Here is a 25,729-nt window from a genome sequence, read left to right as displayed (position 1 = left end):
GTGCGTTCCTTAAATCCAGGCATGACGGGCCGGGAAAATCGCGTTGAGGTAATAGTTACCGATAGCGTGATACTTCCAGCGCACCGGGTCATGTAACGTATGGGTGCGCGCATTGCGCCAGTGGCGATCCAGATTATGTTCACTGAGTGAAGATCGGCTGCCGCCCCATTCCAATAGCTTTTCGCTGGCTGTCAGCGCAACGTTTGTTGTCAGTACTTTGGCCTCGGCAACGGCAATGGACGCCTGCGCAATACCGGCCGCATCAAGCCGTTGGGGATCGAGCGCGTCCAGCGTATTTGCCGCACGCCGAAGCAACGCTTCCGCCGCCTGTAACGCGATCCAGACGCGTCCGACATCCGCCTGCAGGTGCGGATCACAAGCATTGCGCTCCACGCCCGCGTCCACCCACGGACGTGAGTGCTGACGGATAAATTCACACGCCTCATCGAAAGCGCCGCGAGCGATTCCGGCATCGATGGCCGCCTGAATCAGCTGCGAAACCGGGCCGCGCAGCGAAGGCTGCCCGGCGTCGGGAACCGCGATGACCCGCGCCGGATCGACCCACACGTTCGTCAGGCGTACCGTGCCGCTGGCCGTGGTGCGCTGGCCGATGCCCGACCAGTCATCAATAATCTCCAGGCCCGGTGTCTGACGCGGTATAAACGCCATGACCGCCTTACCGTTATCATCAACAGCGGTGGTGACGATGAGGTGGGCAAAGAGCGCGCCGGTGGAATAAAACTTCTCGCCGCTGAGCCGCAGTCCCTGTTCACTTTGTCGCAGCCGTGCCTGCACGTCACGCGTGTGTCGGCTGTTTTTCTCCGGCCCGCCGTTGCCCAGCCGGTGGCCGTTGACCACCGCTTTGAATATCGCCGCCTGTTGTTCTGGTGTGCCCGCGTCGCGAACAAACTGGATCAGGCCGAAGTGGTTTTGCGGGATCTGTCCCAGCGACGGATCGGCTGCCGAGATCAGGCGGAAAACCTCCGCCACGGTGCGATAAGGCAGCCCGCCGCCGCCAAAAGCACGGGGAACAGAAAGGCTGGCTAAGCCGCTGCGGCTGAACAGCGAGAGCGCCTCCAGCGGATAAATACGATCCCTGTCGCGCGTTGCCGCATCGGCCACCGCCAGTGCCGCCACCTGCCGTGCTGCGGCAAGCGCCTGTTGCTCGCTGTCAAGTACTGCGGCAGGCTCTGGGGGCTGCCAGTCAATGTCGCTGAGCGGGCTTTCGCTGTGGGCAGCCAGGCTCGCCCCGCTGGCCGCCGTTAGTTTTTCAGAAGCCATCGCTATTCACCGTTGCCGATTTGCCAGATAAAGGTCGGTTCTTGACCGTTGACTTCCCAGTCGCCGACGTTGCGCGTTTTATAGATCACCGGATTGTGTGAGGCGACCGTGCGGGCGTTGCGCCAGTGGCGATCCAGCGCTTTGCTGACACGGGTATCTGACGCACCGAGCGCGTTAAACAGCTCCGTTGCCGCACGCGGGATCAGATCGCTGGCAATGACCTGCGCTTTCGCCGCTTCCAGTTCCGCCTGAACATTGGCCTCACGAATTTGCGCGTCATCACCGCCCTGCTGATGAACGTCAAACGCCAGCTGTAACGACTGCGTGGCGCGCTGGACCGTTGCCTCAACCGACCAGGCCCAGCTGGAGATCTGACCGACAACCTGCAATACCTGAACGTCCTGTTTTACCTGCGGCGCGTTACCGTGGCTGTAGATGCGCTTGCGGGCGGCCACGCTTTTCGCTGCGTCACGGGTGACGGCGCGGCCAATTCCGGCCAGCGTTGACAACAGAACGTGTTGATAAAAGGCGGTCTGATAACGGAAGCGTTCGCTGAAGTCATAGACGTGCGTCCGATCTACCCTGGCCCGCTTAAAGCGGGTGGTGCCGCTGCCGGTCAGGCGCTGGCCGAAACCATCCCAGTCATCGTCACGTTCAACCTCCGCCTGATGCGTGTTCACCAGCGCAATCACGTCGCGGCCGTTGTCGGTGCGCTGAGCATAAACATCGATCCAGTCGGCGTAGAGTGTGCCGGTGCTGTAGAACTTTTCGCCATCAAGCAGCCAGCCTTCTTCTGCGGGCGCGACTTTGGTTAATACTTCCCCCAGTTTCAGATTGCCGATTTCGCTCCAGCCACTGCCTACCAGCTCACCGTCGATAAAGCGGCGGAACCAGCGTTTACGCTCCTCGCTGTCCGGCTGGTTCAGGCGGTCTTCCACAAAGGCAAAGTGTGCTCTGAGCGCCTGCGGCAGATTAGAGTCGGCTTCCGCCAGTTCGGTCAGCAGCTGAAACAGCTGCGGCAGCGTTGCACCCAGCCCACCTTCGCTACGGGGGATACGTAAGGTGCCGAATCCTGCTTCTTTCAGCCAGCGGATGGGTTCCTGCGCCAGCGCACGACGCCGCTCGCGTTCAACGGTGCCTTCGGCGATGCGGGCAAAGATTGGCCGGAAGCGTGCAGCCAGCTCGTTGTCGTGTGCTGTGTTGGATTCAGACATGGGATTCTCCAGTAGCTTGAGTGTCGTCAATGTCCTGACGCGTCGGTTCGAAGCGCACCACCATCAGGAAGCAGATCGGGATGATGGCGGCCAGCGAGACAATCCAGAACATGTTAGTGCCGTACGAGGCCTGCAAAATGGGCAGAACAAACAGCGCCAGTGCGCTACCGATACCGGAAAGCGAGCGGCCAAAGCCGACGCCGGTAGCGCGAATATGCGTTGGATAGGAGAGCGCCGGATAGATCATCATCTGCGCGCCAGGCCCGAAGCCTTCGGCGAACAGCCACAGGCCGAGCATCAGAATGGCAAACACCACGCCGAAGGTGGCCTGCGGATGACCGACCAATGCCAGCGCCACCAGCGCGATAAATTGCAGCGCGAAACCGGCAATGGCCACGTGGCGGGAAGGGAATTTCCACGCCAGCCGCATGCCCAGCAGGCCGCCGGTAAAGGCGAACAGTGCGTTCAGCCCCAGCGAGGCGGAAATCGTTTCGAACATGCCAGCGCCAAGGAACTGCGCCAGAATCGACGGCAGGAAAAAGGCGATGGCGGTATATTCGAACGAGATGCAGACGTTCATCACGCTGGTGACGATGGTGCGTTCGCGATAAGGCTTCTGGAACAGCACGCGGAAACTGACTTTCGGTGGGGCTTTCTTTTCTGCCGCAGAGGCGGATTTTTCTTCGTGCGCGTGAATGCCATAAGAGTCGCGCAGAATGCGTGCCGCGCCGCTCAGATCGCCCTGATTAGCGGCCCACAGTGGCGATTCGTTCATAAATTTACTGCGTACGGCGATGATCAGCAGCGCCGGAACGGCACCAAACAGCAGCGAGGCGCGCCACAGCCAGTCCAGATGCTCTTTCGGCAGCAGGAAATAAAGCGCGAAGATGATAAAGAAGCAGGCGGACGAGGCGGCGTACCACATCGGGCACCAGGCCGCCAGCCGCGCCGCTTTGTTGCCTTTACCGGTAAATTTCGAGAACTCGGCCAGATAAGCCATTGCCACGGGAAGATCGATGCCTACGCCAATGCCCATCAGAAACCGTGCGCCGATCAATACCCAGACGTTGGGTGCCAGTCCGGCGGCAATCGCCGAGACCACAAAGAACAGCATGTCGGCCATAAACACGGAATAGCGGCCATATTTGTCGGTGAGCCAGCCGCCCAGCAGGTTGCCGACGATGGTGCCGATCATAATCGACGAGGTGACTAAGCCGGTGAGCGTCGGGGTCAGGCCAAACTCTTTGACCACGTCGTCGATGCCCCAGGAGAGCGTAGTGAGATCGTAGGCGTCGAGAAAGACGCCGCCCAGGGCGAGGAAAACGATAAAGCGTGCATAGCTGTTTTTACTGGTGCTGCTGTTGATCAGTTGCGCCACGTCGCTGACGGAGCGGATCGGTGTTGAGTGCGGCGAGGGCAAAATCAATTCGCCTTCGTCATCAAGGTTGATGGTGCTCATAGAACCCTCATTATTATTTTGCAGGTCGAGCTGTTATAAAGCGAAAATGAGACGCATCAAAACAACAAAATATGCTATTAAATTTAATAAATTCAATAAGTTAAATGATATTTTTCAGGCAGGCGAAGACGCCGGATCGGCGGGGCTGATTCGGGGGGAGTAGGCCGGTGATCGTTGGCATTGTGGCTGCCGGGTCCGGTGCTCGCTGGTAATGTGGCTGCCGGTTCCGGTGCAGGCGTCAGGGGAATGGGCCGTCCATAAAGACGCAAAAAACGCCCTCCCTGGCCGCTCGACCTGGGCCGTCCATGGCCCAGGACGCTTTATTACCGGCCCATTCCCCTCCCGCTTTAATACAGGCGTTGCTTTTCCTAAAATGCTAATAATGTTGCTTTTTCAAAGATGTATTTGCTCAGAAAACCGCTCATTTTGCATTGTCACAGGCATCGCTTGTTAAGAAGCCTGCTCATTCCGTTTTGATACAGTTAGCGCTGTCAGGAAAAGGCGATGCTGATTTGTTACAACGTCACCTTTTCAGAAGCCTGCCCACTGCGCTTTAGCAGATTAAGACGTGACCACTGTCTGTGAGGGACTTTCGGCCTGGGACTGACGTCGATAGCCTGCGCCCGGATGCGGCGCGGTCAGGCGCGGTCCCTGGTTGAACAGTTTTTCACGCAGCGTGCCGGGCTGGTAGTCCTGCTTGTAAACGCCGCGTCTTTGCAGCTCGGGGATCAGCAGTTCTACTACGTCGGTGAAGGTTTCGTGGGTGACGGCATAAGCGAGGTTAAAGCCATCGACGTCGGTCTCTTCCACCCAGCTTTGCAGCTCGTCAGCCACCGTTTCAGCGCTGCCCACCAGCAGCGGGCCAAAGCCGCCAATACCCACCCAGTCCGCCAGCGCCTGCACCGTCCACTGTTTGTTGGGATCGGCGGTTGAGAAGGTTTCCACCGCCGACTGAATGGCGTTGGTATGCAGATGCTTCAGCACCTGATCCGGCTGATACTGTCCAAAGTCGATACCGGTCCAGCCGGAAATCAGCGCCAGCGCGCCTTCATAACTGACATAGCTTTTATATTCCTGCCATTTGGCCTGTGCGGCCTTATCCGTTTCGCCAACGATCACCGTTTGCAGGTTGAAAATCAGTACGCTGCGGGGATCGCGTCCCGCTTCTGCGGCGCGTCGGCGAATGTCCGCGACCGTTTTCTTTAGCAGCACTTTTGACGGTGAAGCAACGAAAACGCATTCGGCATGTTCGGCGGCAAACTGCTTGCCCCGGCTGGAGGCACCCGCCTGATACAGTACCGGCGTGCGCTGCGGTGAAGGTTCGCAAAGGTGAATGCCCGGTACCTGGAAGAAAGTCCCCTGATGATTGATCGGATGGATTTTGGCCGGATCGCTGAACAGACGTTTTTGGCGATCGCGCAGGATTGCGCCCTCCTCCCAGCTGCCCTCCAGCAGTTTGTAGACCACCTGCAAATATTCATCAGCATAGTCATAGCGCGCATCATGATCGGTTTGCGCCCGGTAGCCAATATTGCGCGCGCCGCTTTCCAGATAAGAAGTGACGATATTCCAGCCGACGCGGCCTTTGGTGAGATGATCCAGCGTGGAAAGACGGCGGGCGAACGGATAAGGATGTTCAAACGACAGCGAGGCCGTCAGGCCAAATCCAAGATGCTCCGTCACCAGCGCCATTGGCGTAATCAGCGCCAGCGGATCGTTTACCGGCACCTGCGTGGCGTGGCGGATCGCGGCCTCGTTATTGCCGTTCAGCACATCATAAACACCGAGCACGTCCGCAATAAACAGGCCGTCGAATTTACCGCGCTCCAGCAGACGCGCCAGATCGGTCCAGTAAGCGAGATCTTTATATTCCCACGAGCGGTCGCGCGGGTGCGCCCACAGCCCCGGCGACTGGTGTCCGACACAGTTCATATCAAAAGCGTTCAGGCGAATTTCGCGTTGCACAGGCATAGTTCACTCCAGAGGAATAGTTTTTAGTACGTCAGTGGACGATTTTTGCGGGTGCGGGGTTTTGCCGAGAAGCTGATACGCCAGCGTTTCGGCATGTTCAGCCACCTGCGGCAGGCCCATCAGTTCGCCAAAACGACCGCGGGCAGCGGGTCCAACAACATGCAAATGCGGATTGGCAAAGCCATGCTGATTAACTGCTTGTGAATGGGCATTGACCAAAATCCCCAGTGCCAGCGGATCGGCCTGAATCTCCCCCGCTTCAGCCAGCTGGTGGAGCAAAGCGTCGCTGTTCAGCAGTGCGCCGTGCGCCGGTCCGGTGGTGACAATCAGCTTATCGACGTGCAGCCCGGGCTGCTCAGACCACTCAGGCCAGGCAGCCCGTACGCCACGACGCGGCTGAAGCGTTAGCTGAATACCCTGTTCTGCGCTGCGCACGGCCGTTAAGCGAGCGGCCAGCACATGCAGTCTGCCGCTGGCCTGAGACTGATTCAGGATTTCGCTCACCTGCGGGGCGATGCGGTAACGGTGCACGTCCCACCAGGGGCGCAGATGCCGCAGAAAACGCCGCTGCTCGGCAACCGGCAGCTGTTGCCAGATGCGCTGGCCATTCAGGCGGATATCATCCAGCACCAGCTGCCACGGCACACCGTCTTCCGCAGCCCGAGCCACTTCCTGACGAACACGTCGCAGCCAGCCGAGGGCGGTGGCGGCCTGAGGGCGTTGGTAATCCAGCGGTCGCGCCGGATAGTCGCCGCTGACGTTGTCACGTGGCAGTTGCCCGCGCCGTGAGAAAGCGACGATTTGACCGCGATGTCCCTGGCGGTGCAGCGAGGCCACCACGTCCGACATGGTCAGTCCTGAACCGATAATGGCGATTCGATCGTCCGCGCCCACCGCCGCGAGCGCATTTTTTTGCCACGGATTGGCGATCAGCGCGGCAGGGCTGGCAGAGCCTGCATCGCCGGTCCGTTCAGCGGCGTGGTTTTGCCCGTGCTCTCCCGCAAGCCATCGCTGCAAAATTTGCGGTAGCGCGGGCGGCGGATGACTGATGGCTAACACCACCTCGTCTGCCTGAAACACCGCACCCGAAGCGGTGACTATTGCATGATGACGTAACGCGACGGCGCGATCCTGCACGTGCCGCAGGCTGACCGCCGACGTGCGGGCAGCCTGCGCAAACTGTTCGGCAACGTATGCGCCAAACTGCCCGCGCTGTGGATAGATCTTGCCGTCATGCCAGCGCGCGGCCGGATCCTGCGCACAGGCCGCCGAGGCGCGATACCACTGGTCAAACTCGCCTTCCTGCGCCGCTGAAAGCTGCATACGTGCGGCGGGCACGTTGATGCGGTGTGCCGGATCGTCAGTACCGTAGGCCACGCCTTGTCCCAGCTGATGACGCGGCTCGATAACCGTGACCGTTAAGCCCGCGCTGCCCAAACGCGCCAGATGGATCGCCAGCGCGGTGCCGGTAAAACCGCCGCCGACGATGACGATATGCCGCTCAACCATGATGCAGCTCCGGCTGCCGCTGAGCCTCCAGCTCGCGCACCAGCGGAATCACTTCACGACCAAAAAATTCCACCTCTTCCTGAAAATGCAGGAAGCCGAGCAGCAGCAGATCGGCACCCGCCTCTTTTAGCGCCATAATCCTCTGCGCAATTTGCTGCGGCGTGCCGATCAGGTTGGTTTTAAAGCCGTCGTTGTACTGCACCAGATCGTCGAGCGTCGATTTTGCCCAGTTGCCTTCCCCTTCCGGCGAGGCGCTACCCGCATTTTTCACCTCATGCTGAAAGCCTTTCACCGCCTCCGGATTGGCATGATCGAGGATCTCCTGCAAGACCTGTTGCGCCTGCTGCTCGGTCTCACGGGCGATAACAAAACCGTTAACACCGACTTTTACCTGATGCTGGTTTTGCGCGGCCTTATGCTGAATATCATCAACCTGCTGGCGGATCCCCGCCGGCGTATTGCCGTTGGTGAAGTACCAGTCGGAAACCTTAGCGGCCATATCACGTGCGGCGCGCGAGCTGCCGCCCTGAAAGACTTCAGGCTGCGGATCCAGCGGCTTCGGCTTCAGCGAATAGTCACGGTAGCGGTAAAAATCACCGGCAAAGGTAAAGCTTTCCTGCTGCCAGATGCCTTTCAGGCAGCGGATAAACTCTTCCGAACGCAGGTAGCGTTCTTCATGATCCAACCAGGGTTCACCGATCGCCTTGAATTCGCCGCGAAACCAGCCGCTGACAATGTTGACCGCGATGCGGGCATTGCTGAGATGGCTGATGGTGGCGATCTGTTTTGCCGCCAGCGTGGGATTCCAGGGGCCGGGAAGAAGAGCGGCAATCACCTTGAGCTTCTCCGTTGCGCCCAGCAGCGCCTGCGAGAAACTGACCGATTCGTGCTGATTATCTGCGCCATAGCCCGCCGTAAAACGGATTTGGGTTAACGCATACTCAAAGCCAGCCCGCTCGGCGATTTGCGCCAGCTTGCGGTTATAGTCAACGTCCCAGCTGGTGCGCTGTGGAATGTCGCTGATGACCAGGCCGCCCGAAACGTTAGGCACCCAGTAGGCGAACTTGATGGGTTGATTGCTCATAGTCATTCATCCTCGGTTTTTTGCCGGACGGCGATCGCCGCCAATGGTTTCGCCAAACGGCCCGGTATTGATGGTACGCTGACGCTTTTCGCTGTTGGAGGCCAGCGGCAGCAACGGCATCACCAGTTCGGCAAAGCGGTGTGCTTCTTCCAGATGCGGATAGCCGGAGAAGATAAAGTTCTCAATGCCCAGCGCCTGGTATTCACGGATGCGCCCGGCGACCTGCTGCGGGTTCCCCACCAGCGCGGTTCCTGCGCCGCCACGTACTAACCCGACGCCAGCCCATAAGTTTGGCCCAATCCACAGATCGTCGCGCGAGCCGCTATGCAGCGCGCTCATTCGCGCCTGACCGGTAGAATCCATCCGCGAGAAAATTTTTTGTGCCGCAGCAATGGTGTCGTCATCCAGATGCGCAATCAGCCGGTCAGCAGCGGCCCTGGCCTCCTCTTCCGTTTCGCGCACGATAACGTGTAACCGGATGCCGTATGACAACGTGCGGCCGCGTGCCTGCGCGCGCTGACGCACCACTGCCAGCTTTTCGGCAACCTGCTCTACGGGTTCGCCCCAGGTCAGATAGCTGTCGATCTGGTTAGCAGCCACGTCGATAGCTTCCTCAGAGGAGCCGCCGAAATAGAGCGGCGGGCCGTTTTCCTGCACCGGTGGAAACAGCACTTCAGCGCCTTCGACCTGAATATGTTCGCCGTGGAAATCGACCTTTTCGCCTTTCAGCAGGCGTGAATAGACTTCGAGGAATTCACGCGTGACCTGATAACGCTCGGCGTGGCTGAGAAAAATACCGTCGCCTTTGTTTTCAACGGGATCGCCGCCGGTGACCACGTTAATCAGCAGACGTCCTTCCGAGAGGCGATCCAGCGTGGTGGCCATCCGTGCCGCCAGCGTTGGCGGCTGCAAGCCTGGCCGCACGGCAACCAGATAACGCAGGCGTTTAGTGATGGGCGCCAGCGCCGAGGCCACCAGCCAGGAATCTTCACAGCTTTTGCCCGTGGGGATCAGCACACCGTAATAGCCGAGGTTATCGGCTGCCAGCGCAACCTGTTGTAAATAAGGCAAATCCACCGCACGTCCGCCTTCCGTAGTGCCCAAATAGCGCCCGTCGCCGTGGGTCGGCAGGAACCAAAAGACGTTGATGTTTTCCGGTGAAGGGTGGCTCATTATCGCTTATCCTTATAACATTATCTGAATTTATCTTATAGAGTCAGACTCTTTGGTTATAAATCAGTTAGCAGGAAACGTGCCAGCCGATGAAGATTTATTTTTTATTATAAATCAGTGAATTAACTATTTTTACCCGGGCGATGTTCTGCTGCAAATGCAACACACCGCATACAGCAACTGCTGCATATGCAACAGTTTCGGCGCTGCGCCCTCTCGTTTTGTTATCAGTCAGGCGGTATGGTGACAGCACGCTTGTCACTCAGGATTTTGCGATGCATAACGCCATTCCCGCGCTGATCGATCCCGCCTCCCTTGCTTTTCAGAGCGTGCTGGATCGCCTTGCGCCTACCGACGCAACCGTGCTGATTGTTGGCGAAACCGGCACGGGAAAAGAGGTGGTTGCGCGCTACCTTCATCATCATAGCGCCAGACGGGATCGCCCTTTTCTCGCCGTCAACTGCGGTGCACTAACGGAAAGCCTGGCAGAGTCGGAACTGTTCGGGCACGAGAAAGGCGCATTTACCGGCGCGGCCGGACAGCATCAGGGCTGGTTTGAGGCAGCCGAAGGCGGCACGCTGCTGCTGGATGAAATCGGCGAACTGAGCCTCTCTTTGCAGGTAAAGCTACTGCGCGTGTTGCAGGAGCGTGAAGTGACCCGCGTAGGCTCCCGTCGCCCGGTGAAGGTCAATGTCCGGGTCATCGCCGCCACCCATGTCGATCTGGCCAGCGCGATCGGTGAAAAACGCTTCCGGGAAGATCTCTATTACCGGTTAAACGTGGCTGCCGTTACGCTGCCGCCGCTGCGACAGCGCCGCCAGGATATTCCGCTGCTGGCGGAGCATTTCCTGACGTTGTACGCCCGCAGGCTGGGTCGCCCACAGCGTAAACTCAGCGAAGAGGCGCTGGCCACGCTGATGGACTATGCCTGGCCGGGCAATATCCGCGAACTGGAAAATACGCTACATAACGCCGTGCTGCTGAGCAAAGAACCGCTGATTACGCCACAGCAACTGCGCCTCAGCCCGGTGATGACGGCAACGTCAGCGGCAGAGAATTCTCTCGACAGCTTTCTGCGGCAGCAGCTGGCGTGCAATGACGGTGCGGCCTGGCAGCGCATCATGGACTCGCTGGTGCGTAACGCGTTTGAGATGAGCCAGGGCAATCAGATCCAGACCGCCGCGCTGCTTGGCATCAGCCGCAACAGCCTGCGCACGCATCTGGGCCATATCGGCCTGATTAAGCCGCGCCGCAGCGTGGCAGGAAAAACACCGCGCATCACCACGGCCACAGCGCAGGAGCGCGAGCTGCGTATCGGTTATCAAAAATTCGGCAACCTTGGCATTCTCAAGGCGCGGCAGTCGCTGGAAGCGCAGTTTGCCGATTGCGGCGTCAGCGTGTTGTGGAGCGAGTTCCCCGCCGGGCCGCAGCTGCTGCATGCGCTTAGCCATGGCGAGATCGACTTTGGCACCACCGGCGAGGTGCCACCGCTGTTTGCCCAGGCCAGCCAGAGTCCGCTGCTGTATGTCGCCTGGGAGCCGGCCGCGCCGCAAAGCGTGGCGCTGCTGGTCGCCGCAGACAGCGATTTGCACACGCTGGCCGATTTAAAAGGCAAACGCATTGCCGTGAACAAAGGCTCTAACGTGCACTACCTGCTGCTGCAAATTCTTGATGAAGCCGGACTGACGCTGGACGATGTGCGGGTGGTTTACGCGCCGCCGAAGTATCCACTGACGCCCAGCGATCGCCATGCGGTGGATGCCTGGATGATGTGGGATCCGTTGCTCAGCGACGCCGAAAAAGGTCAGCAGCTGCGGGTGATCGCTAACGGTGAAGGCCGCGTCAACAACCATCAGTTCTATCTTACCCATCGCGATTTCGCCAGCCATTCGGCAGATTTGCTGCAAACGCTGATGACGGCGTTGGAGCAGACCGGCCGTTACATTGATACCCAGCGCAGTGAGGCGGCAACGCTGCTTTCAGGCGAGCTGGGGTTATCGACCGCCTCGCTCAGCCATGCACTTTCCCGGCGCAGCCACCAAACCCGGCACATGGATTTTGCCATCGTTCGTGAGCAGCAGGCTATTGCCGACAGGTTTTATGCTCTCGGCCTGCTGCCACGGGCCATTAAAGTGCGGGATGCGGTCTGGCAGATGCCGGTAGAGCGAGCGAAATGGCGCAGTGCGCTGTGAGGCGGGATGTTCGATGTAAAAAAGCCTCTGGCGTTAACCAGAGGCTTGTTGTGCAAATAAGCAAAAGGCGAGCGGTTAAACGGTGCCGTCGGCCATTTCGTGCTCTGCTTCAGCCTTTTCACGCTGTAGCTGATAGTAATCCGCCGTGGATACCGCCAGCGGCGCGCGACCGCGGATGACATCGGCCATCTTCTCGGCAATCATAACCGTTGGCGCGTTCAGGTTGCCGGTGGTGATCTGCGGCATAATCGACGCATCCACTACGCGCAGACGCTGCATGCCATGGACGCGCCCTTCTGCATCCACAACCGCCATTTCGTCGTTACCCATCGCACAGCTGCCGCACGGGTGATAAGCCGTTTCGGCGTGGTCACGAATGAAAGCGTCAATCTCTTCATCACTCTGCACATGCGCACCAGGCTGGATCTCTTCGCCGCAATATTCTGCCAGCGCCTGCTGCTTCATGATGTCACGCGTCAGGCGAACCGCGTTGCGGAACTCCACCCAGTCACGGTCTTCTGACATGTAGTTAAAGAAGATCGAAGGTGCGGCATAAGGATGTTTCGAGGTCAGCTTCACACGACCGCGGCTCATTGAACGCATGGGGCCAACGTGGGCCTGGAAACCATGCTCTTTCACCGGGCTGCTGCCGTTATAGTTAATCGCCACCGGCAGGAAGTGATATTGCAGATCCGGCCAGTCTGGCTGGTCATCGCTGCGAATAAAGCCGCCCGCTTCAAACTGGTTACTGGCCCCGGTGCCGGTGCCGTTAAACAGCCACTCAGCACCAATCGCCGGCTGGTTCCACCACTGTAGCGACGGATAGAGACTGACCGGCTTTTTGCAGCGGAACTGCATATAGACTTCCAGGTGATCCTGCAAATTGCGGCCAACGCCAGGCAACGCGTGAACCACCGGGATATCCAGCTCCTGCAACCATTCCTGCGGGCCAACGCCTGAACGCTGAAGGATCTGCGGCGACGCAATTGCGCCAGCACACAGCAGCACTTCACGCGTGGCTTCCGCCTGCTCTTCTTTGCCGTTGCGCAGCCAGCACACGCCCGTTGCGGTTTTGCCGCTGAACAGAATGCGATCGGTCTGCGCATGGGTGACGATGGTCAGGTTTGAACGCTGCTTAGCCACATCCAGATAGCCACGAGCGGTGCTGGAGCGACGGCCTTTTGGCGTCACGGTGCGGTCCATCGGGCCAAAACCATCCTGACGGTAGCCGTTCAGGTCGTCGGTTTCATGATGACCGGCCTGCGTAGCCGCATCGATAAAGGCGCGGAACAGCGGATTGTTGCCTGCTTTCGGCGTGGTGACGCTCAGGTAGCCCTCGCCACCGTGATAGTCGTTTTCACCAATATCACGCTTTTCCGCCTTGCGGAAATAGGGCAGGCAGTTCAGATAAGACCAGTTTTCCAACCCGTCTTTTTTCGCCCAGTTATCGTAATCCATCGCGTTGCCGCGGATGTAGCACATGCCGTTGATTAGCGATGAGCCGCCCAGGCCTTTACCGCGTCCACATTCCATGCGGCGGTTGTTCATTTTTGGCTCAGGATCGGTCTCATAAGCCCAGTTGTAGCGTTTCCCCTGAAGCGGATAAGCCAAAGCGGCTGGCATTTGGGTACGGAAGTCCCAGCGGTGATCTTTTCCACCCGCTTCCAGTAAAAGTACCGATACGTCAGCATCCTCAGTCAGTCGCGTTGCAAGGACGTTGCCTGCGGAACCGGCTCCAATAATGATATAGTCAAATTTCTGCATTAAACCTCCAGATAACCGCGACCGAAGCCGCGGTAATTAGTAATCAGTGTTCAAAATGGCTATTCAGGCCAGCGACTCAGAATGCGGACGGATACTCACCCATCTCAATCAGAATCGACTTGGTGCGCGTATAGTGATGCAGGGTTTCCAGGCCGTTTTCACGGCCAACGCCAGACTGCTTATAGCCACCAACCGGCATTGGCGCAGGCGATTCGCCCCAGCTATTGACCCAGCAGATACCCGCTTCCAGCTGATGGATCACTCGATGTGCACGGTTGAGTGACGTGGTGAATACACCCGCCGCCAGGCCGTACTGGGTATCGTTCGCGCGTTCAATCACTTCCTGCTCGTCGTCAAAGACCAGCACGCTCATTACCGGGCCAAAGATCTCTTCCTGCACGATACGCATATCATCAGTACAGTCAGTGAACACGGTTGGCTCGACATAGCAGCCTTTCGCCATCGCGCCTTCGGTTATGCGCGATCCCCCTGCCAGCACACGAGCGCCCTCTTCTTTACCGATGTTCAGGTACGAAACCACTTTCTGGCAGTGTTCTTCGCTCACCAGTGGGCCAAAGTTGACCTGCGGATCGAGCGGGTCGCCGCATTTAATACCGGCCATCTTTTCCTGCAGGCGCTGTTCAAACGCGGGCAGCAGTGAACGATGCACAAATACGCGCGTGCCGTTGGTACAAACCTGCCCGCTGCTGTAGAAGTTCGCCATCATCGCGCCGTCTACCGCACGTTCCAGCTCGGCATCTTCAAAGACGATCAGCGGAGATTTACCGCCCAGCTCCATGGTGACCGACTTCAGGTTAGCCAGTGCGGCATCCGCCATCACGCGCTTACCGGTGTTCACTTCGCCCGTGAAGGAGACTTTAGCGATTTTCGGATGCTGGCTCAGTCCCTGGCCTACGGTTCCTGCGCCCTGAACAACGTTAAACACGCCATCCGGCAGGCCCGCTTCGGTAAAGATTTTTGCCAGTTCCAGCGCGCTGAGCGGCGTGACTTCGCTTGGCTTGAAGATCATTGCGTTGCCGGTCGCCAGCGCCGGGGCGCTTTTCCACATGGCGATCTGGATGGGATAGTTCCATGCGCCAATACCCGCGCAGACGCCCAACGGCTCGCGGCGAGTGTAGACCAGCGCGCTGTCACGCAGAGGAATGGATTCCCCTTCCACTGCGACGGCCAGACCCGCGTAATACTCCAGCACGTCGGCACCGGTGACGATATCAACCGCAGCGGTTTCGCTGATGGGCTTACCGGTGTCGGCAGTCTCCAGCTCAGCCAGCTGCTGGTTGCGCTCGCGCAGGATCGCAACGGCTTTTAGCAGGACGCGGCTACGCTCAACGGGCGTGTAGCTGCGCCAGATGCGCTGACCGGCTTCTGCGGTGGCCACGGCGCGATCGATATCCTGCTGGCTGGCCGAGGTGATTTCTGCCAGTACCTCACCATTGGCGGGATTGATGGTGGTGAATGTTTCGCCATGACCGGCTTCTTCGCGGCCATTAATGTAAATTCCACGGCGTTGCATATCTGCCATGTCTCCTCCTTTGGGGTTTAGGTTGCCGGGGTTGTTAACCACAGCGCAAGATTTTTATAACAAAGCTGTCGGGCTTCAAGCAGCCCCTGCGCCATCGGCTGCGGCGCCAGCGTCATGCGTAGCCACAAGCCGTCGATTAACGCTGCCATGCTGGCACCCGCATCTCGCGCCTGCTGTGCAGGCAGCGCCCTGGCAAACTGCGCCGTCAGGTTGGAATAGAGCCGGCGGTCGTTAATCCGCTGTAATCGCTGTAATTCCGGTTGATGCAGGCTGTTGGTCCAGAAAGCCAGCCAGGTTTTGAGTACCGGCCCGGCAATCTGCGACACGTCAAAGTTACCGTCTATGATGGCGCGAATACGCGCTGCCGGTTCGTCCGTTGCCAGGTTGCGGTGGTGTTCCACCGCCCTGTACAGATCGAAAAGGATCTGACGCATACAGGCATCCAGCAAACCGTTTTTGTCGCCAAAATAGTGGCTGACAATCCCGGTTGACACCCCGGCTTCTTTCGCAATCAGCGCCAGGCTGGCATCGGCCAGGCCTACGCGATCGATAACGGTCAGGGTGGCGTGGATCAGCTGCGCCTGACGAATGGCTTTCATTCCAACTTTTGGCATCGCTTCATCGGTTTTGGCTATTGAATGAGGGTAAGTATAGTCATTTTATATTGAACGTTCAATCAATAAAAAGAAGCGGTGCACTGAGGTTTTGTTGAACAGGGTTCGGACGACGCCCTTTCTGCGTGCTTATTTCTCTTTCTCTGCTGGGAAGACTGGGCTTAGTAACAGAACAGCATTTACTGGCAGAGCAAGCTATGGAGGAAATGAAGCAGAGAGATTTGTTGTGTTAACGGAGAGGGAATAAAAGTTTTTTTTCAACAATTAATATCATCGTATAAGCGATCTAAATCACATTTTTCTCAACTAAATAAATTTTCAAACAGTAAACCGCCATTAAACAGTTTACTTGCTCTGTAAACAGGCTATTAACGGATGATTATTTTACCTGCATTCCACCTTGCCCTATTTCATCTCGCAAACGATTGCCTGGTGCAAACCTGTGCTGTGAAGTACAAGAAGCAGCCTGTTATTAGCAGGAAAATTCAGAAATACATTATCAATTAGCTTTTAACTCTAAAAATAGAGTTAATGGCCTCTCTTCATCCTTTTTAAAGCCGTTTTTCCCTTACCGGAAAAAAGACTTGCCTGATGCACCGCAATCGGCGAAATTACTTGCCGTTTCTCCCATCTTATAACCATGCGGCGAATGCCCACCTTGAATGATGGCGACTTAATTTTCAGGTCGAATCAGGATTTAACGCCAGAGGTACTTGTGTCAACTGCAAACAAACATCCCGAGACCCCGAGTCTCAACGCGTTTAAGCAACCGCGATCGTTCTATTTGATTTTCTCAATCGAATTATGGGAACGATTTGGCTATTACGGTCTGCAAGGCATTATGGCGGTTTATCTCGTCAAAATGCTCGGCATGTCTGAATCCGAATCCGTGACGCTGTTTTCTTCGTTCAGCGCGCTGGTGTACGGTCTGATCGCTGTGGGCGGCTGGCTGGGTGACAAAGTGCTCGGCACCAAGCGCGTCATTGTGCTGGGTACGCTGGTGCTGGCGCTGGGCTATGCGCTGATTGCCTGGTCTGGTCACGATGTCAGCATGGTCTATATCGGCATGGCGACCATTGCCGTCGGCAACGGTCTGTTTAAAGCTAACCCCTCTTCGCTGCTTTCGACCTGCTATGAGAAAGACGATCCGCGTCTTGATGGCGCATTTACCATGTATTACATGGCGATCAATATTGGTTCGTTCTTCTCAATGCTGGCGACGCCGTGGCTGGCCGCTCATTACGGCTGGAGCATGGCGTTCTCGCTCTCCTTCGTCGGAATGCTGATTACGCTGGTCAACTTTATGCTGTGCCGCAAATGGGTTAAACCCTACGGTTCAAAACCCGATTTCCAGCCACTGCATATCGGTAAGCTGCTGGCTACGCTGGTTGGCATTGCCGTGCTGGTCGTTATTGCGACCTGGATGCTGCATAACCAGGGCATCGCCCGTCTGCTTCTGGCGCTGGTTGCCGTGGCCATTGTTTTCATCTTTGCCAAAGAAACCTTTGCCCTGCAAGGCGCAGCGCGTCGCAAAATGATCGTCGCTTTTCTGCTGATGACGGAAGCGGTAGTGTTTTTCGTTCTGTATATGCAGATGCCAACCTCGCTGAACTTCTTCGCCATTCGTAACGTGGAGCACAGCATCCTGGGCATCGCTTTTGAGGCCGAGCAGTATCAGGCGCTGAACCCCTTCTGGATTATGATTTTCAGCCCGATTCTGGCCGCTATCTACAACAAGATGGGCGATCGTTTACCGATGCCGCATAAGTTTGCGCTGGGGATGCTGCTCTGTTCAGCTGCTTTCCTGGTGTTGCCGCTGGGGGCGAAATTCGCCAATCAGCTGGGCATTGTGTCGGTGAACTGGCTGATTTTGAGTTATGCGCTGCAAAGCGTGGGCGAGCTGATGATTTCCGGTCTGGGCCTGGCGATGGTGGCGCAGCTGGTGCCACAGCGTCTGATGGGCTTTATTATGGGATCCTGGTTCCTGACCACGGCTGGCGCAGCGATGATTGCCGGTAAGGTGGCTAACCTGATGGCAGTGCCTTCAGGTATTACCGATCCCTTGCAGTCGCTGCATGTTTACGGTGACGTGTTCCTGCAAATTGGTATCGCCACCGGCGTGATTGCCGTGCTGATGATGCTGACAGCGCCGAAGCTGAACCGGATGACTCAGGACTGAGTGATGATTTGGGCGACATTGCTGTCACCCTCCGACAGCTGACGAACTCAAAGCGCGAGGAACATGAGCCTGGAACAAAGCGTCCAGGGCCATGGACGGCCCTGGTCGAGCTGGCATGGATGCCGCTTTTTGCGTCTTTGTGAAAGGCTCGTGTTCCTCGTGCCAGCGCGACCTCAGGGTGACAGCAATGTCACCCTTTTTTATTGCCAACGGCCAGCGATGAGCCAGCATATTCAACCGCCAGTCCGGCAGCAGGCAGCAGCTGACGGATCCGCAGTATCCTTTCCGGCTCAATGACCAGCCAGCGCTCAATCGCCCCTTCTGACGGCTGCCACAAAATGTCGGCTTGGCCCTGAATATGCAGCGCCGCGCCCTGATGAAAATCCATAATCAATACCGCACACCGCGGCTCTACCAGCAGGTTGCCTAAGGTGTTCATATAGCGATTTCCCGGATAATCAGGAATATGCAGGCGGCCCTGCCTCAGCCCAATAAAACCGGGAAGGCCGCCCCGGTGTGAAATATCTGCCCCGCCTGCGCCATTTTCACGCTGCGCCTGACTGGCGATAAACAAGGTATCGGCGGCGGCAATCAGATAGCGTGCATCCGCATCCAGCGTGGTCAGTTCTTCCAGCTGAGGCAGTCGCTCAGGCGAATTTTCTGGCAACATTCGCCGCTGAATATACTGCGGGCAATTGCCAAAACTTTCCTGCACCGCCAGCGTAATTGCTTCGGCGGTCACGCTCTCTATAATGCCATTCACCCGATTACGACGTCGGTTAGACAAATCCAGACCCAGTCCACCTACCCGCATGCCCGCTTCAAGCTCAGGCAGATAAGTTACAGCCTCCAGCGAAGCCCGACCGATCACCAGATGCCCGGCATCCGGGGCCGAGACAAAGCCCGGTATTCCCTGTAGCACACAGGCAACCGGGTAGCCTTTCGCATCGGGCACGCTGAAATAGAATTGCCGTAGCCCGGCATAAAACAGGCGGTGCTGGTCCGGCATTGCCGTGTAAAGCGCGGCACTGACATGTCTATAGCCCGCTTTCTCTTGCGCCAGTCGTTCACCGGGATGAAACATTTACCTCTCCTCGGGATAGGGCAGCGGCGGCAGCGCGACAAAACCAGGCAGTGAAGCCACATTTTGCAGCCAGCGCTGGATAGCGGAATAACCGTTTAGCGAAATACCGCCTTCCGGTGCACAGGCCACATAGGCGTAGCAGGCCAGATCGGCTATCGTGACGTGTTCCCCTACCAGCCATGTTCTCTCGCCAAGATGCGCCTCCAGCTGCGGCAGAAATTTTTTCGCAATCTCACAGGCTGAGGCATAATTTTCTGACGTACCAAACTGCTTAATCATCCGGGCGGATGCCACACCGTAGCGGATTTCGCCCGCCGCTTTTGCCAGCCATTGATGGACCTGCACTTCCTGATAGAGATCCTGCGGCAACCAGTGGCTTTCCGGCGCATAGCGTTTTACCAGCCAGATCAGAATGGCATTGCTGTCGGTGATGACGCTGTCGCCATCCACCAGCACCGGAATTTGTCCCAGTGGATTTAGCTGCAAAAAAGCGTCGGTGGCGCGGATATCTGCGCCCGCTTCGATCCACTCTGCTGACAGATCCAGCATGTTCAACAGCAGTTGCACACGATGAACGTGTCCGGAAAGTGCGGTGCCGTACAGTGTTAATGAACTCATTGTTACCTCCGATGGGTTTACATCAGCATACTCTTGCTGAAAACGGCGTAAACGGGCAAAAATAACAATTCATAATTTCGATACCTGGAATAATCATGGATAAACTCGACGAGCTGGCGGTGTTTGTCGCCGTGGTACAGCAGGGAAGCCTGGCGGCGGCGGCCCGTTCACTGCGGCGTTCACCGGCGGCGATTACGCGTGCGCTGGCCGCTCTCGAAATCCGATTCGCCACCAGCCTGATTGAGCGAACAACACGCCGACTTTCCCCCACGCCAGCTGGATTAGCGCTGTTCGAACGGGCAAAAGGATTACTGGATGATTATCAGCAGGCGCTGGTCGCCGCGACCTATACCCAGCTCAACGGACAACTTCGGCTGACCGCACCGGTGCAGTTTGGCCGCAAGCATATTGCGCCGCTGGTGTTGCGTTTTCTGGAGCGTTATCCGGATATTCAGATTGAGCTGTTGCTCAATGATGGCTATCAGGATTTGATTGAACAGGGGCTGGATATCGCGGTACGGATTGGACAGCTGCGTGACTCCTCGCTGGTGGCGGCCGAAGTCGGCAGCGTACAGCGGATGCTGGTCGCCAGCCCGGGCTATTTAGCCAGAGCAGGTACCCCCTCCTCTCCCGGCGCGCTGACGGACCATCATCTGATAGCCAGTGCATCGCAGGTGGCAAACCGGGAGTGGCGCTTTGCCGCCAGTGGCGATCGGCGCGTACGTATCCGCCCAAGGTTAATCGTTAATGAAGTCGAGACGCAGCTTATTGCAGCACGCGCGGGAAAAGGCATCGCCCGCCTGCTCTCTTATCAGGTGTATGACGATCTTAAAAATGGACGGTTGTGTGAAGTCCTGCCGGCGTATCGCCTCAGCGCCGTGCCGGTGCAGTTGGTGACGCAAAACATTAAGTCTATGCCAGCCAGAGTGCGGGCTTTTTGGGATCTTGCCCGCAGCGAGCTCCCGATGCTGGGCTGTTTTAAAGACGAAAGCTTGCGGCAGGACAATTAACGCTTTGCTGCCGTCTTCTGCTGCTGGATTTTTAACCATGCGGCGTTAAGCTAAAGAGATCTTTCGCCACGGAGTGAGGAGCAAGTGATGAAACTGTTTTTTATGCCCGGTGCCTGTTCGCTGTCGCCGCATATCGTCATGCTGGAAACCGGTCTTGATTTCACCCTGATCAAGGTTGATACCAAAGCGGGTCTCACCGAACAGCATGAGGATTATCACCAGATCAACAGCAAAGGCCAGGTGCCCGCCCTGCTGTTTGATGACGGCACCGTGCTGACTGAAGGCGTTGCCATCGTACAATATCTTGCTGACCTCAAGCCTGACCGACAGCTGCTTGCGCCGACCGGCAGCCTGGCCCGTTATCAGACGCTGGAGTGGCTCAATTTTATCTCTGCCGAACTGCACAAAACGTTTAGTCCTTTGTTCAGCTCTGCGACGCCGGATGAGTACAAAACCCTGCTGCGCAAAAAGCTGGAGCAAAAGTTTAGCTGGGTGAATCAACAGCTCAGCGATCGGCAATGGCTGTTGGGTATGCACTTCACCGTGGCGGACGCCTATCTGTTTACCGTCATGCGCTGGGCAAAATCCCTGAAGCTGAATTTAAACGAACTGACGACGCTGGAAGCGTGGTTTCAGCGCGTAGCGGCGAGGCCAGCGGTGACAGACGCCTTAGCGGCGGAAGGGCTGAGCTAGCAGAAGAGACTGACGTTTGAAAAAACCGTCCGTCGCCGCGTGCTCTTTGCCGATCTTTTGCAAAAACAGATAGCCATTGTCATCGCATCGCTGCATGGCTATGGCAATCTGTACGCTTATCACAAGAGTGCAGTCACATGGCGCCCCGTGAAGAAAAATTACTCCCTGTCTGCCAGCAGCGGCGGAACGGTGGGCACTTCAGGCGCATTATCAATATCGCTTTGGGTCATGCGGAAGGCGTGCGGATAATGCTCCCGGCTGGTACGGCGTAAGGGTTCAGTGTTGCGCCAGGTATAAAGGCAGCGTTGACACTGAAAAACCGTCCAGACGCCTTTTACCGGAGAATGAGCCAGTGTTGCAAGGGTATCAAAAGCACAGCGCGGACAAATCATTTTACTCTCCTCGTTGGTTAGCCAGCATTGCGGTCAGCTTTTCAATCCACAGCGCTGTTTCCGGCAAATCTTTTACCGGCTGGCTGTAGTGGCCACGTTTATCGGGCGCGACCGGCGTGGTGGCGTCAACGATCAGCTTATCGGTTATGCCGGCAGGGCTTGAGCCCGGATCCAGTTCCAGTACCGACATATTCGGCAGCTGCACTAAATCGCCAGCCGGATTGACCTTCGATGAGAGCGCCCACATCACCTGCGGCAGGTCAAAAGGATCAACGTCTTCATCCACCATAATGACCATCTTGACGTAGCCCAGCCCGTGCGGCGTGGTCATCGCGCGCAGGCCTACTGCGCGGGCAAAACCGCCATAGCGTTTTTTGGTTGAGATGATGGCCAGCAAACCATGGGTATACATGGCGTTAACCGCCTGAACTTCGGGGAATTCTGCTTTCAGCTGTTGATAGAGGGGAACGCAGGTTGCCGGCCCCATCAGATAATCAATTTCGCTCCACGGCATGCCAAGATAGAGCGATTCAAATATTGGGTTTGTGCGGTAAGAGACTTTATCGATGCGTACAACGGTCATATTGCGGCCGCCCGAATAGTGGCCGGTAAATTCGCCAAAAGGGCCTTCGATTTCACGTTTGCGCCCTTCAATGACGCCTTCCAGAATTACCTCTGAGCCCCAGGGGACATCAAAACCGGTGAGCGGCGCGGTAGCAATGGGATAAGGGCTTTCGCGTAATGCTCCTGCCATTTCGTACTCAGACCAATCGTATTTCAGCGGCGTTGCACCCATCAGGGTGATAATGGGGTCGTTGCCAAGCGTAATGGCTATCGGCAAATCCTCGCCCCGCTCTTCCGCTTTGTGCAGATGCAGTGCGATATCATGCATCGGGATCGGTTGCAGTCCAAGTTTACGCTTGCCCTTAACCTCCATTCGGTAAATGCCGACATTCTGTTTGCCGAAGTGATCCGGGTCCAGAGGATCGCGCGAAACGACACAGGCTTTATCAAGGTAGAAACCCCCATCGCCGTCATTAAGCCGAAACAGCGGCAGAATATCGAACAGGTTGATCTCTTCGCCATCACGGCTGTTTTCCGCCCAGGGTGGGCTGTTCCGCCGCTCGGGGGCAATGGGGAAATTGTCCCAACGCTGAATAAAGGTTTCAATTTGCTGTCGGACTGGCGCTGCAGGAGCCATCCCTAACGCGATCGCATGATTTTTCCAGGAGCCCAGGGTGTTTACCACCACGTGGGCCTGATTAAACCCCTGAATATGGGTAAAGGCGAGCGCCGGTGCACCCTCTCCAATCCGCCCCGTTGCATTCGCGGCGGCGGCGATATCCGGCTCCGCTTTAACTTCTTCTTCAATTGTCAGTAACTGTCCCTGCTCGTCGAGCGCCTGAAGATAATCCCTTAAATCATCAAATGCCATACTTCATCCTCTCCGCTGTCGGGTGATGTCGTTTTACAACATCAGGTTCCTTTATTGATATTGTTCGCATGCGAACAACATTACCAGCGTAGTGTTTTGTCAGGCATTAAACAAGCGAGGCCAGGCAAATAGTTCGCGTACGAACGTTATATTACTGACTTTATTGGAAAGTTTATTAAAATCATCCAGCTGTTACGTTACTCTTGGACCATAACGTTATTTCGCCTGTTAAATTGAGACAGTAATCATGACCCGAACGCTCGCCAGCACCCCTTTTCACCTGATGCGACTTTTATTCCAGGATCACACCGCCCAGTGGCAAAAAGCGTTGCAGGGGCTGACCAAGCCGCAGTATTCCGTACTTTGCGCGGTGGCTGAACAGCCCGGCATAGAGCAGGTCGATTTAATGGATGCGGCGCTAAGCAGCAAGGCGACGCTGGCAGAAATGCTGGTGCGGATGGAAGATCGCGGGCTGTTAAGGCGTGAACCCGGCAGCAGCGACCGACGACGGCGCTTCATCTGGCTGACCGAGGCGGGAGAGCAGCTTCTTCTGAAGGCACAGCCGGTTGCGAATGAGGTAGATAAACGTTTTCTTTTACGGATTTCTGCTGAAGAACGGCAGGTTTTAGTGGGTCTGTTGCAGAAGATGATTACGGAGGAAAACGGCGAGTAGCGTTGAAGCTTTACCACGTTTAAAAAAAAACCGGGTATGAACCCGGCTTAAACGGCCCTAACAATCAGTCCTGAACGCATCAAGACTATTTATCGTTACCGAATCCCTGCTTAAGCAGCGCGGATAAAACATCCGGGAAATAGATTTTCTGATAATAACCACTGACGCTTTCGCTCCAGTTTTCACCGTCGCTGCGGCCGATAGCCTGCCAGTGCTCAACCATTTCCTGATTGTAAGCGGCGATGTTTTCTTCCAGCCCTTCGGTGTGATATTGCTCATCATGAACAAAGGTGCTGAGCGGCAGGCGCGGTTTCGCATGGGCAGGCACATCAACATGGCCAACAGCCAGACCAACAACCGGGAAAGTCTGTTCGGGCAGGTTCAGCAGTGAAATCATCGCCTGTGAATCACGGCGGATACCGCCGATCGGCACAATTCCCAACCCTTCCGCACGGGCGGCAGCCATGACGCTGCCCAGCGCAATCCCGACATCCGTGGCGCCAGCAACGATACTTTCAATGCTCTGGTTGGCAATTTGCTCACGGCCAATCGCAGCCATCGCCTGACGGCTTTTATACATATCCAGCACAAAGGTGATGAAGATCGGCGCTTTGGCAATCCACGGCTGCCCACCCGCAATAGCGGCAATCTTCTCGCGTGCCTGCGCATTGCGGGTGATGACCAGTGAAACCTGCTGGGAATTGACAGAGGTAGGCGCGCGATAGGCAGACAAAACAATACGTTCCAGCGCCGCGGCATCAACAGGCTGTTCGGTAAAGCTGCGCTCACTTTTATGAGCGGTGAGGACATCAAAAACTGAATTCATTTTACCTCCGGGTTAGTTGCGAGTGAGTATAAGCCATTGCTATCGAGGGTTTTAACACCTTATGCCATGGCAAGAGAAAGGAAGATTTGATGCAGGTGCTGGCCATCCGGGCTGAGAACCAGCCCGGAGAAAAGCGCTTACAGTTTTACCGCGTCAAAATGCTGCTGAGGATTGGCAATACGATCCTGTGCAGCCACCAGCTGCAACTCATATTCACCCATTTCATGGGTTTTCAGCATCACTTCGTAAACCGCCGCCGTAATATGTTCGAGCGCCTCTTTCAGCGGCATCCCATGCAGTAAATCGACCAGTAACAGCCCGCTGGTCAGATCACCCACGCCCACCGGTTGACGAACGCCGAAATCCACCAGCGGACGGCTGATGTGCCAGGCCTCATCAGCGGTGACCAGCAGCATTTCAAAGCGATCGCTACGCTGGCCGGCGCGCGCCAGATGTTTAACCAGCACGATTTTTGGCCCCTGGGCAATCAGCTCGCGCGCGCTGGCGACCGCCTGCTCCACGCTGGTGACTTCATGGCCGCTGAGCATCTCCAGCTCCAGCAGGTTCGGCGCAATAATATCGCTAGCTGGCAGTGCGTAACGGCTGTGGAACTCAGCCACGCCCGGTGCCACGATGCAGCCTTTTTCCGGATGGCCCATCACCGGATCGCAAAAGTACCAGGCGTTCGGATTGGCCAGCTTCACCTGGCGAACGATTTCCAGAATCTGTTCACCCTGCTCGGCAGAACCCAGATAGCCACTGAGTACCGCATCGCACGTTTTCAGGCGATCGATATCCGCAATGCCTTTGACGATCTCGCTGAGATGCGTAGCGGGCATCACCACACCGGTCCAGTGACCATACTGAGTATGGTTAGAAAACTGCACGGTGTTCAGCGGCCAAACGTTTGCGCCCATACGCCGCATTGGGAATTCTGCGGCGCTGTTGCCCGCGTGACCAAAAACAGTATGCGACTGAACGGATAAAATATTTTTCATTGCGGAATGCTACCCTG

General features: G+C 56.8%; 21 protein-coding genes. 5 read left to right on the top strand and 16 right to left on the bottom strand.

Translation table 11 applies throughout. The features are described 5' to 3' along the window. Nucleotides 1-9: 9 nt before the first annotated feature. From AAGQ96_RS09300 to ssuD, 7 genes are all read right to left on the bottom strand, one after another. Nucleotides 10-1,281, bottom strand: coding sequence for an SfnB family sulfur acquisition oxidoreductase (locus AAGQ96_RS09300; protein ID WP_147197401.1), 1,272 nt, complete (start codon nucleotides 1,279-1,281; stop codon nucleotides 10-12). A 2-nt stretch (nucleotides 1,282-1,283) separates the two neighbouring features. After that, a complete protein-coding gene (locus tag AAGQ96_RS09295; RefSeq protein WP_342755332.1) occupies nucleotides 1,284-2,495 on the bottom strand; it encodes an acyl-CoA dehydrogenase family protein in 1,212 nt (403 codons plus the stop codon). Beyond that, nucleotides 2,488-3,954 (bottom strand): MFS transporter, encoded by a 1,467-nt coding sequence (locus AAGQ96_RS09290; RefSeq protein ID WP_147197397.1) that lies wholly within the window; start codon nucleotides 3,952-3,954, stop codon nucleotides 2,488-2,490. Before AAGQ96_RS09290 ends, AAGQ96_RS09295 begins: the two co-directional genes overlap by 8 nt. A 561-nt stretch (nucleotides 3,955-4,515) precedes the next feature. Continuing rightward, complete coding sequence (locus AAGQ96_RS09285; RefSeq protein WP_342755331.1) at nucleotides 4,516-5,925, bottom strand: LLM class flavin-dependent oxidoreductase; 1,410 nt, start codon at nucleotides 5,923-5,925, stop codon at nucleotides 4,516-4,518. A 3-nt stretch (nucleotides 5,926-5,928) separates the two neighbouring features. Continuing rightward, a complete protein-coding gene (locus tag AAGQ96_RS09280) occupies nucleotides 5,929-7,434 on the bottom strand; it encodes an FAD-dependent oxidoreductase (protein WP_342755330.1) in 1,506 nt (501 codons plus the stop codon). After that, nucleotides 7,427-8,524, bottom strand: coding sequence for a dimethylsulfone monooxygenase SfnG (sfnG, locus tag AAGQ96_RS09275; protein ID WP_342755329.1), 1,098 nt, complete (start codon nucleotides 8,522-8,524; stop codon nucleotides 7,427-7,429). Before sfnG ends, AAGQ96_RS09280 begins: the two co-directional genes overlap by 8 nt. Then, nucleotides 8,525-9,691, bottom strand: a complete 1,167-nt coding sequence (gene ssuD / locus AAGQ96_RS09270; protein ID WP_147197389.1) for an FMNH2-dependent alkanesulfonate monooxygenase — start codon at nucleotides 9,689-9,691, stop codon at nucleotides 8,525-8,527. Nucleotides 9,692-9,966: 275 nt separating this feature from the next. Between ssuD and AAGQ96_RS09265 the strand changes: the two genes are divergently transcribed. Continuing rightward, entirely contained in the window at nucleotides 9,967-11,883 is a 1,917-nt protein-coding gene (locus tag AAGQ96_RS09265; protein WP_342755328.1) for a sigma-54-dependent Fis family transcriptional regulator, read from the top strand. Between the two features lie 75 nt (nucleotides 11,884-11,958). On the opposite strand, the gene betA is transcribed toward AAGQ96_RS09265, so the two are convergent. The 3 genes from betA to betI form a co-directional block, all read right to left on the bottom strand. Beyond that, the gene (gene betA, locus AAGQ96_RS09260; RefSeq protein ID WP_342755327.1) at nucleotides 11,959-13,647 is read right to left on the bottom strand and encodes a choline dehydrogenase; all 1,689 of its coding nucleotides are present in this window, start codon (nucleotides 13,645-13,647) and stop codon (nucleotides 11,959-11,961) included. A 76-nt stretch (nucleotides 13,648-13,723) separates the two neighbouring features. Next, a complete protein-coding gene (betB, locus tag AAGQ96_RS09255) occupies nucleotides 13,724-15,181 on the bottom strand; it encodes a betaine-aldehyde dehydrogenase (protein ID WP_342755539.1) in 1,458 nt (485 codons plus the stop codon). Between the two features lie 26 nt (nucleotides 15,182-15,207). Then, nucleotides 15,208-15,804: a transcriptional regulator BetI gene (gene betI, locus AAGQ96_RS09250; protein WP_147197383.1), complete on the bottom strand. Its 597-nt coding sequence runs from the start codon at nucleotides 15,802-15,804 to the stop codon at nucleotides 15,208-15,210. 715 nt (nucleotides 15,805-16,519) lie between these two features. Between betI and dtpA the strand changes: the two genes are divergently transcribed. Beyond that, complete coding sequence (gene dtpA, locus AAGQ96_RS09245; protein WP_147197381.1) at nucleotides 16,520-17,983, top strand: dipeptide/tripeptide permease DtpA; 1,464 nt, start codon at nucleotides 16,520-16,522, stop codon at nucleotides 17,981-17,983. A gap of 190 nt (nucleotides 17,984-18,173) precedes the next feature. Here dtpA and AAGQ96_RS09240 read toward each other — a convergent pair whose 3' ends face one another. After that, nucleotides 18,174-19,067, bottom strand: a complete 894-nt coding sequence (locus tag AAGQ96_RS09240) for a pyridoxamine 5'-phosphate oxidase family protein (protein ID WP_342755326.1) — start codon at nucleotides 19,065-19,067, stop codon at nucleotides 18,174-18,176. Further along, nucleotides 19,068-19,685 carry a glutathione S-transferase gene (locus tag AAGQ96_RS09235; RefSeq protein WP_342755325.1) on the bottom strand — a complete coding sequence of 206 codons (618 nt, stop codon included), beginning with the start codon at nucleotides 19,683-19,685 and terminating at the stop codon, nucleotides 19,068-19,070. 95 nt (nucleotides 19,686-19,780) lie between these two features. Here AAGQ96_RS09235 and AAGQ96_RS09230 point away from each other — a divergent pair, with 95 nt between their 5' ends. Beyond that, nucleotides 19,781-20,695, top strand: a complete 915-nt coding sequence (locus tag AAGQ96_RS09230) for a LysR family transcriptional regulator (RefSeq protein WP_342755324.1) — start codon at nucleotides 19,781-19,783, stop codon at nucleotides 20,693-20,695. Between the two features lie 87 nt (nucleotides 20,696-20,782). Then, the gene (gene gstA / locus AAGQ96_RS09225; RefSeq protein ID WP_342755323.1) at nucleotides 20,783-21,388 is read left to right on the top strand and encodes a glutathione transferase GstA; all 606 of its coding nucleotides are present in this window, start codon (nucleotides 20,783-20,785) and stop codon (nucleotides 21,386-21,388) included. A gap of 158 nt (nucleotides 21,389-21,546) precedes the next feature. Here gstA and AAGQ96_RS09220 read toward each other — a convergent pair whose 3' ends face one another. Together AAGQ96_RS09220 and AAGQ96_RS09215 are read right to left on the bottom strand one after the other, a co-directional pair. Beyond that, nucleotides 21,547-21,780 (bottom strand): non-oxidative hydroxyarylic acid decarboxylases subunit D, encoded by a 234-nt coding sequence (locus AAGQ96_RS09220; protein WP_147197370.1) that lies wholly within the window; start codon nucleotides 21,778-21,780, stop codon nucleotides 21,547-21,549. A 1-nt stretch (nucleotide 21,781) separates the two neighbouring features. Continuing rightward, complete coding sequence (locus AAGQ96_RS09215; RefSeq protein ID WP_342755322.1) at nucleotides 21,782-23,215, bottom strand: non-oxidative hydroxyarylic acid decarboxylases subunit C; 1,434 nt, start codon at nucleotides 23,213-23,215, stop codon at nucleotides 21,782-21,784. 247 nt (nucleotides 23,216-23,462) lie between these two features. Between AAGQ96_RS09215 and AAGQ96_RS09210 the strand changes: the two genes are divergently transcribed. Continuing rightward, nucleotides 23,463-23,888, top strand: a complete 426-nt coding sequence (locus AAGQ96_RS09210) for a MarR family transcriptional regulator (protein ID WP_342755321.1) — start codon at nucleotides 23,463-23,465, stop codon at nucleotides 23,886-23,888. A gap of 85 nt (nucleotides 23,889-23,973) precedes the next feature. On the opposite strand, the gene AAGQ96_RS09205 is transcribed toward AAGQ96_RS09210, so the two are convergent. Both AAGQ96_RS09205 and pdxY read right to left on the bottom strand, forming a co-directional pair. Next, nucleotides 23,974-24,714 (bottom strand): nitroreductase family protein, encoded by a 741-nt coding sequence (locus AAGQ96_RS09205; RefSeq protein ID WP_342755320.1) that lies wholly within the window; start codon nucleotides 24,712-24,714, stop codon nucleotides 23,974-23,976. Nucleotides 24,715-24,851: 137 nt separating this feature from the next. Next, nucleotides 24,852-25,712: a pyridoxal kinase PdxY gene (gene pdxY, locus AAGQ96_RS09200; RefSeq protein WP_147197363.1), complete on the bottom strand. Its 861-nt coding sequence runs from the start codon at nucleotides 25,710-25,712 to the stop codon at nucleotides 24,852-24,854. Nucleotides 25,713-25,729 lie beyond the last annotated feature (17 nt).

It is taken from the genome of Pantoea sp. MBD-2R (assembly GCF_039134845.1).
Lineage (GTDB): Bacteria > Pseudomonadota > Gammaproteobacteria > Enterobacterales > Enterobacteriaceae > Erwinia.
Note: the sequence above shows the minus strand (reverse complement) of the source record. Positions and strands in the feature narration are given on the sequence as shown.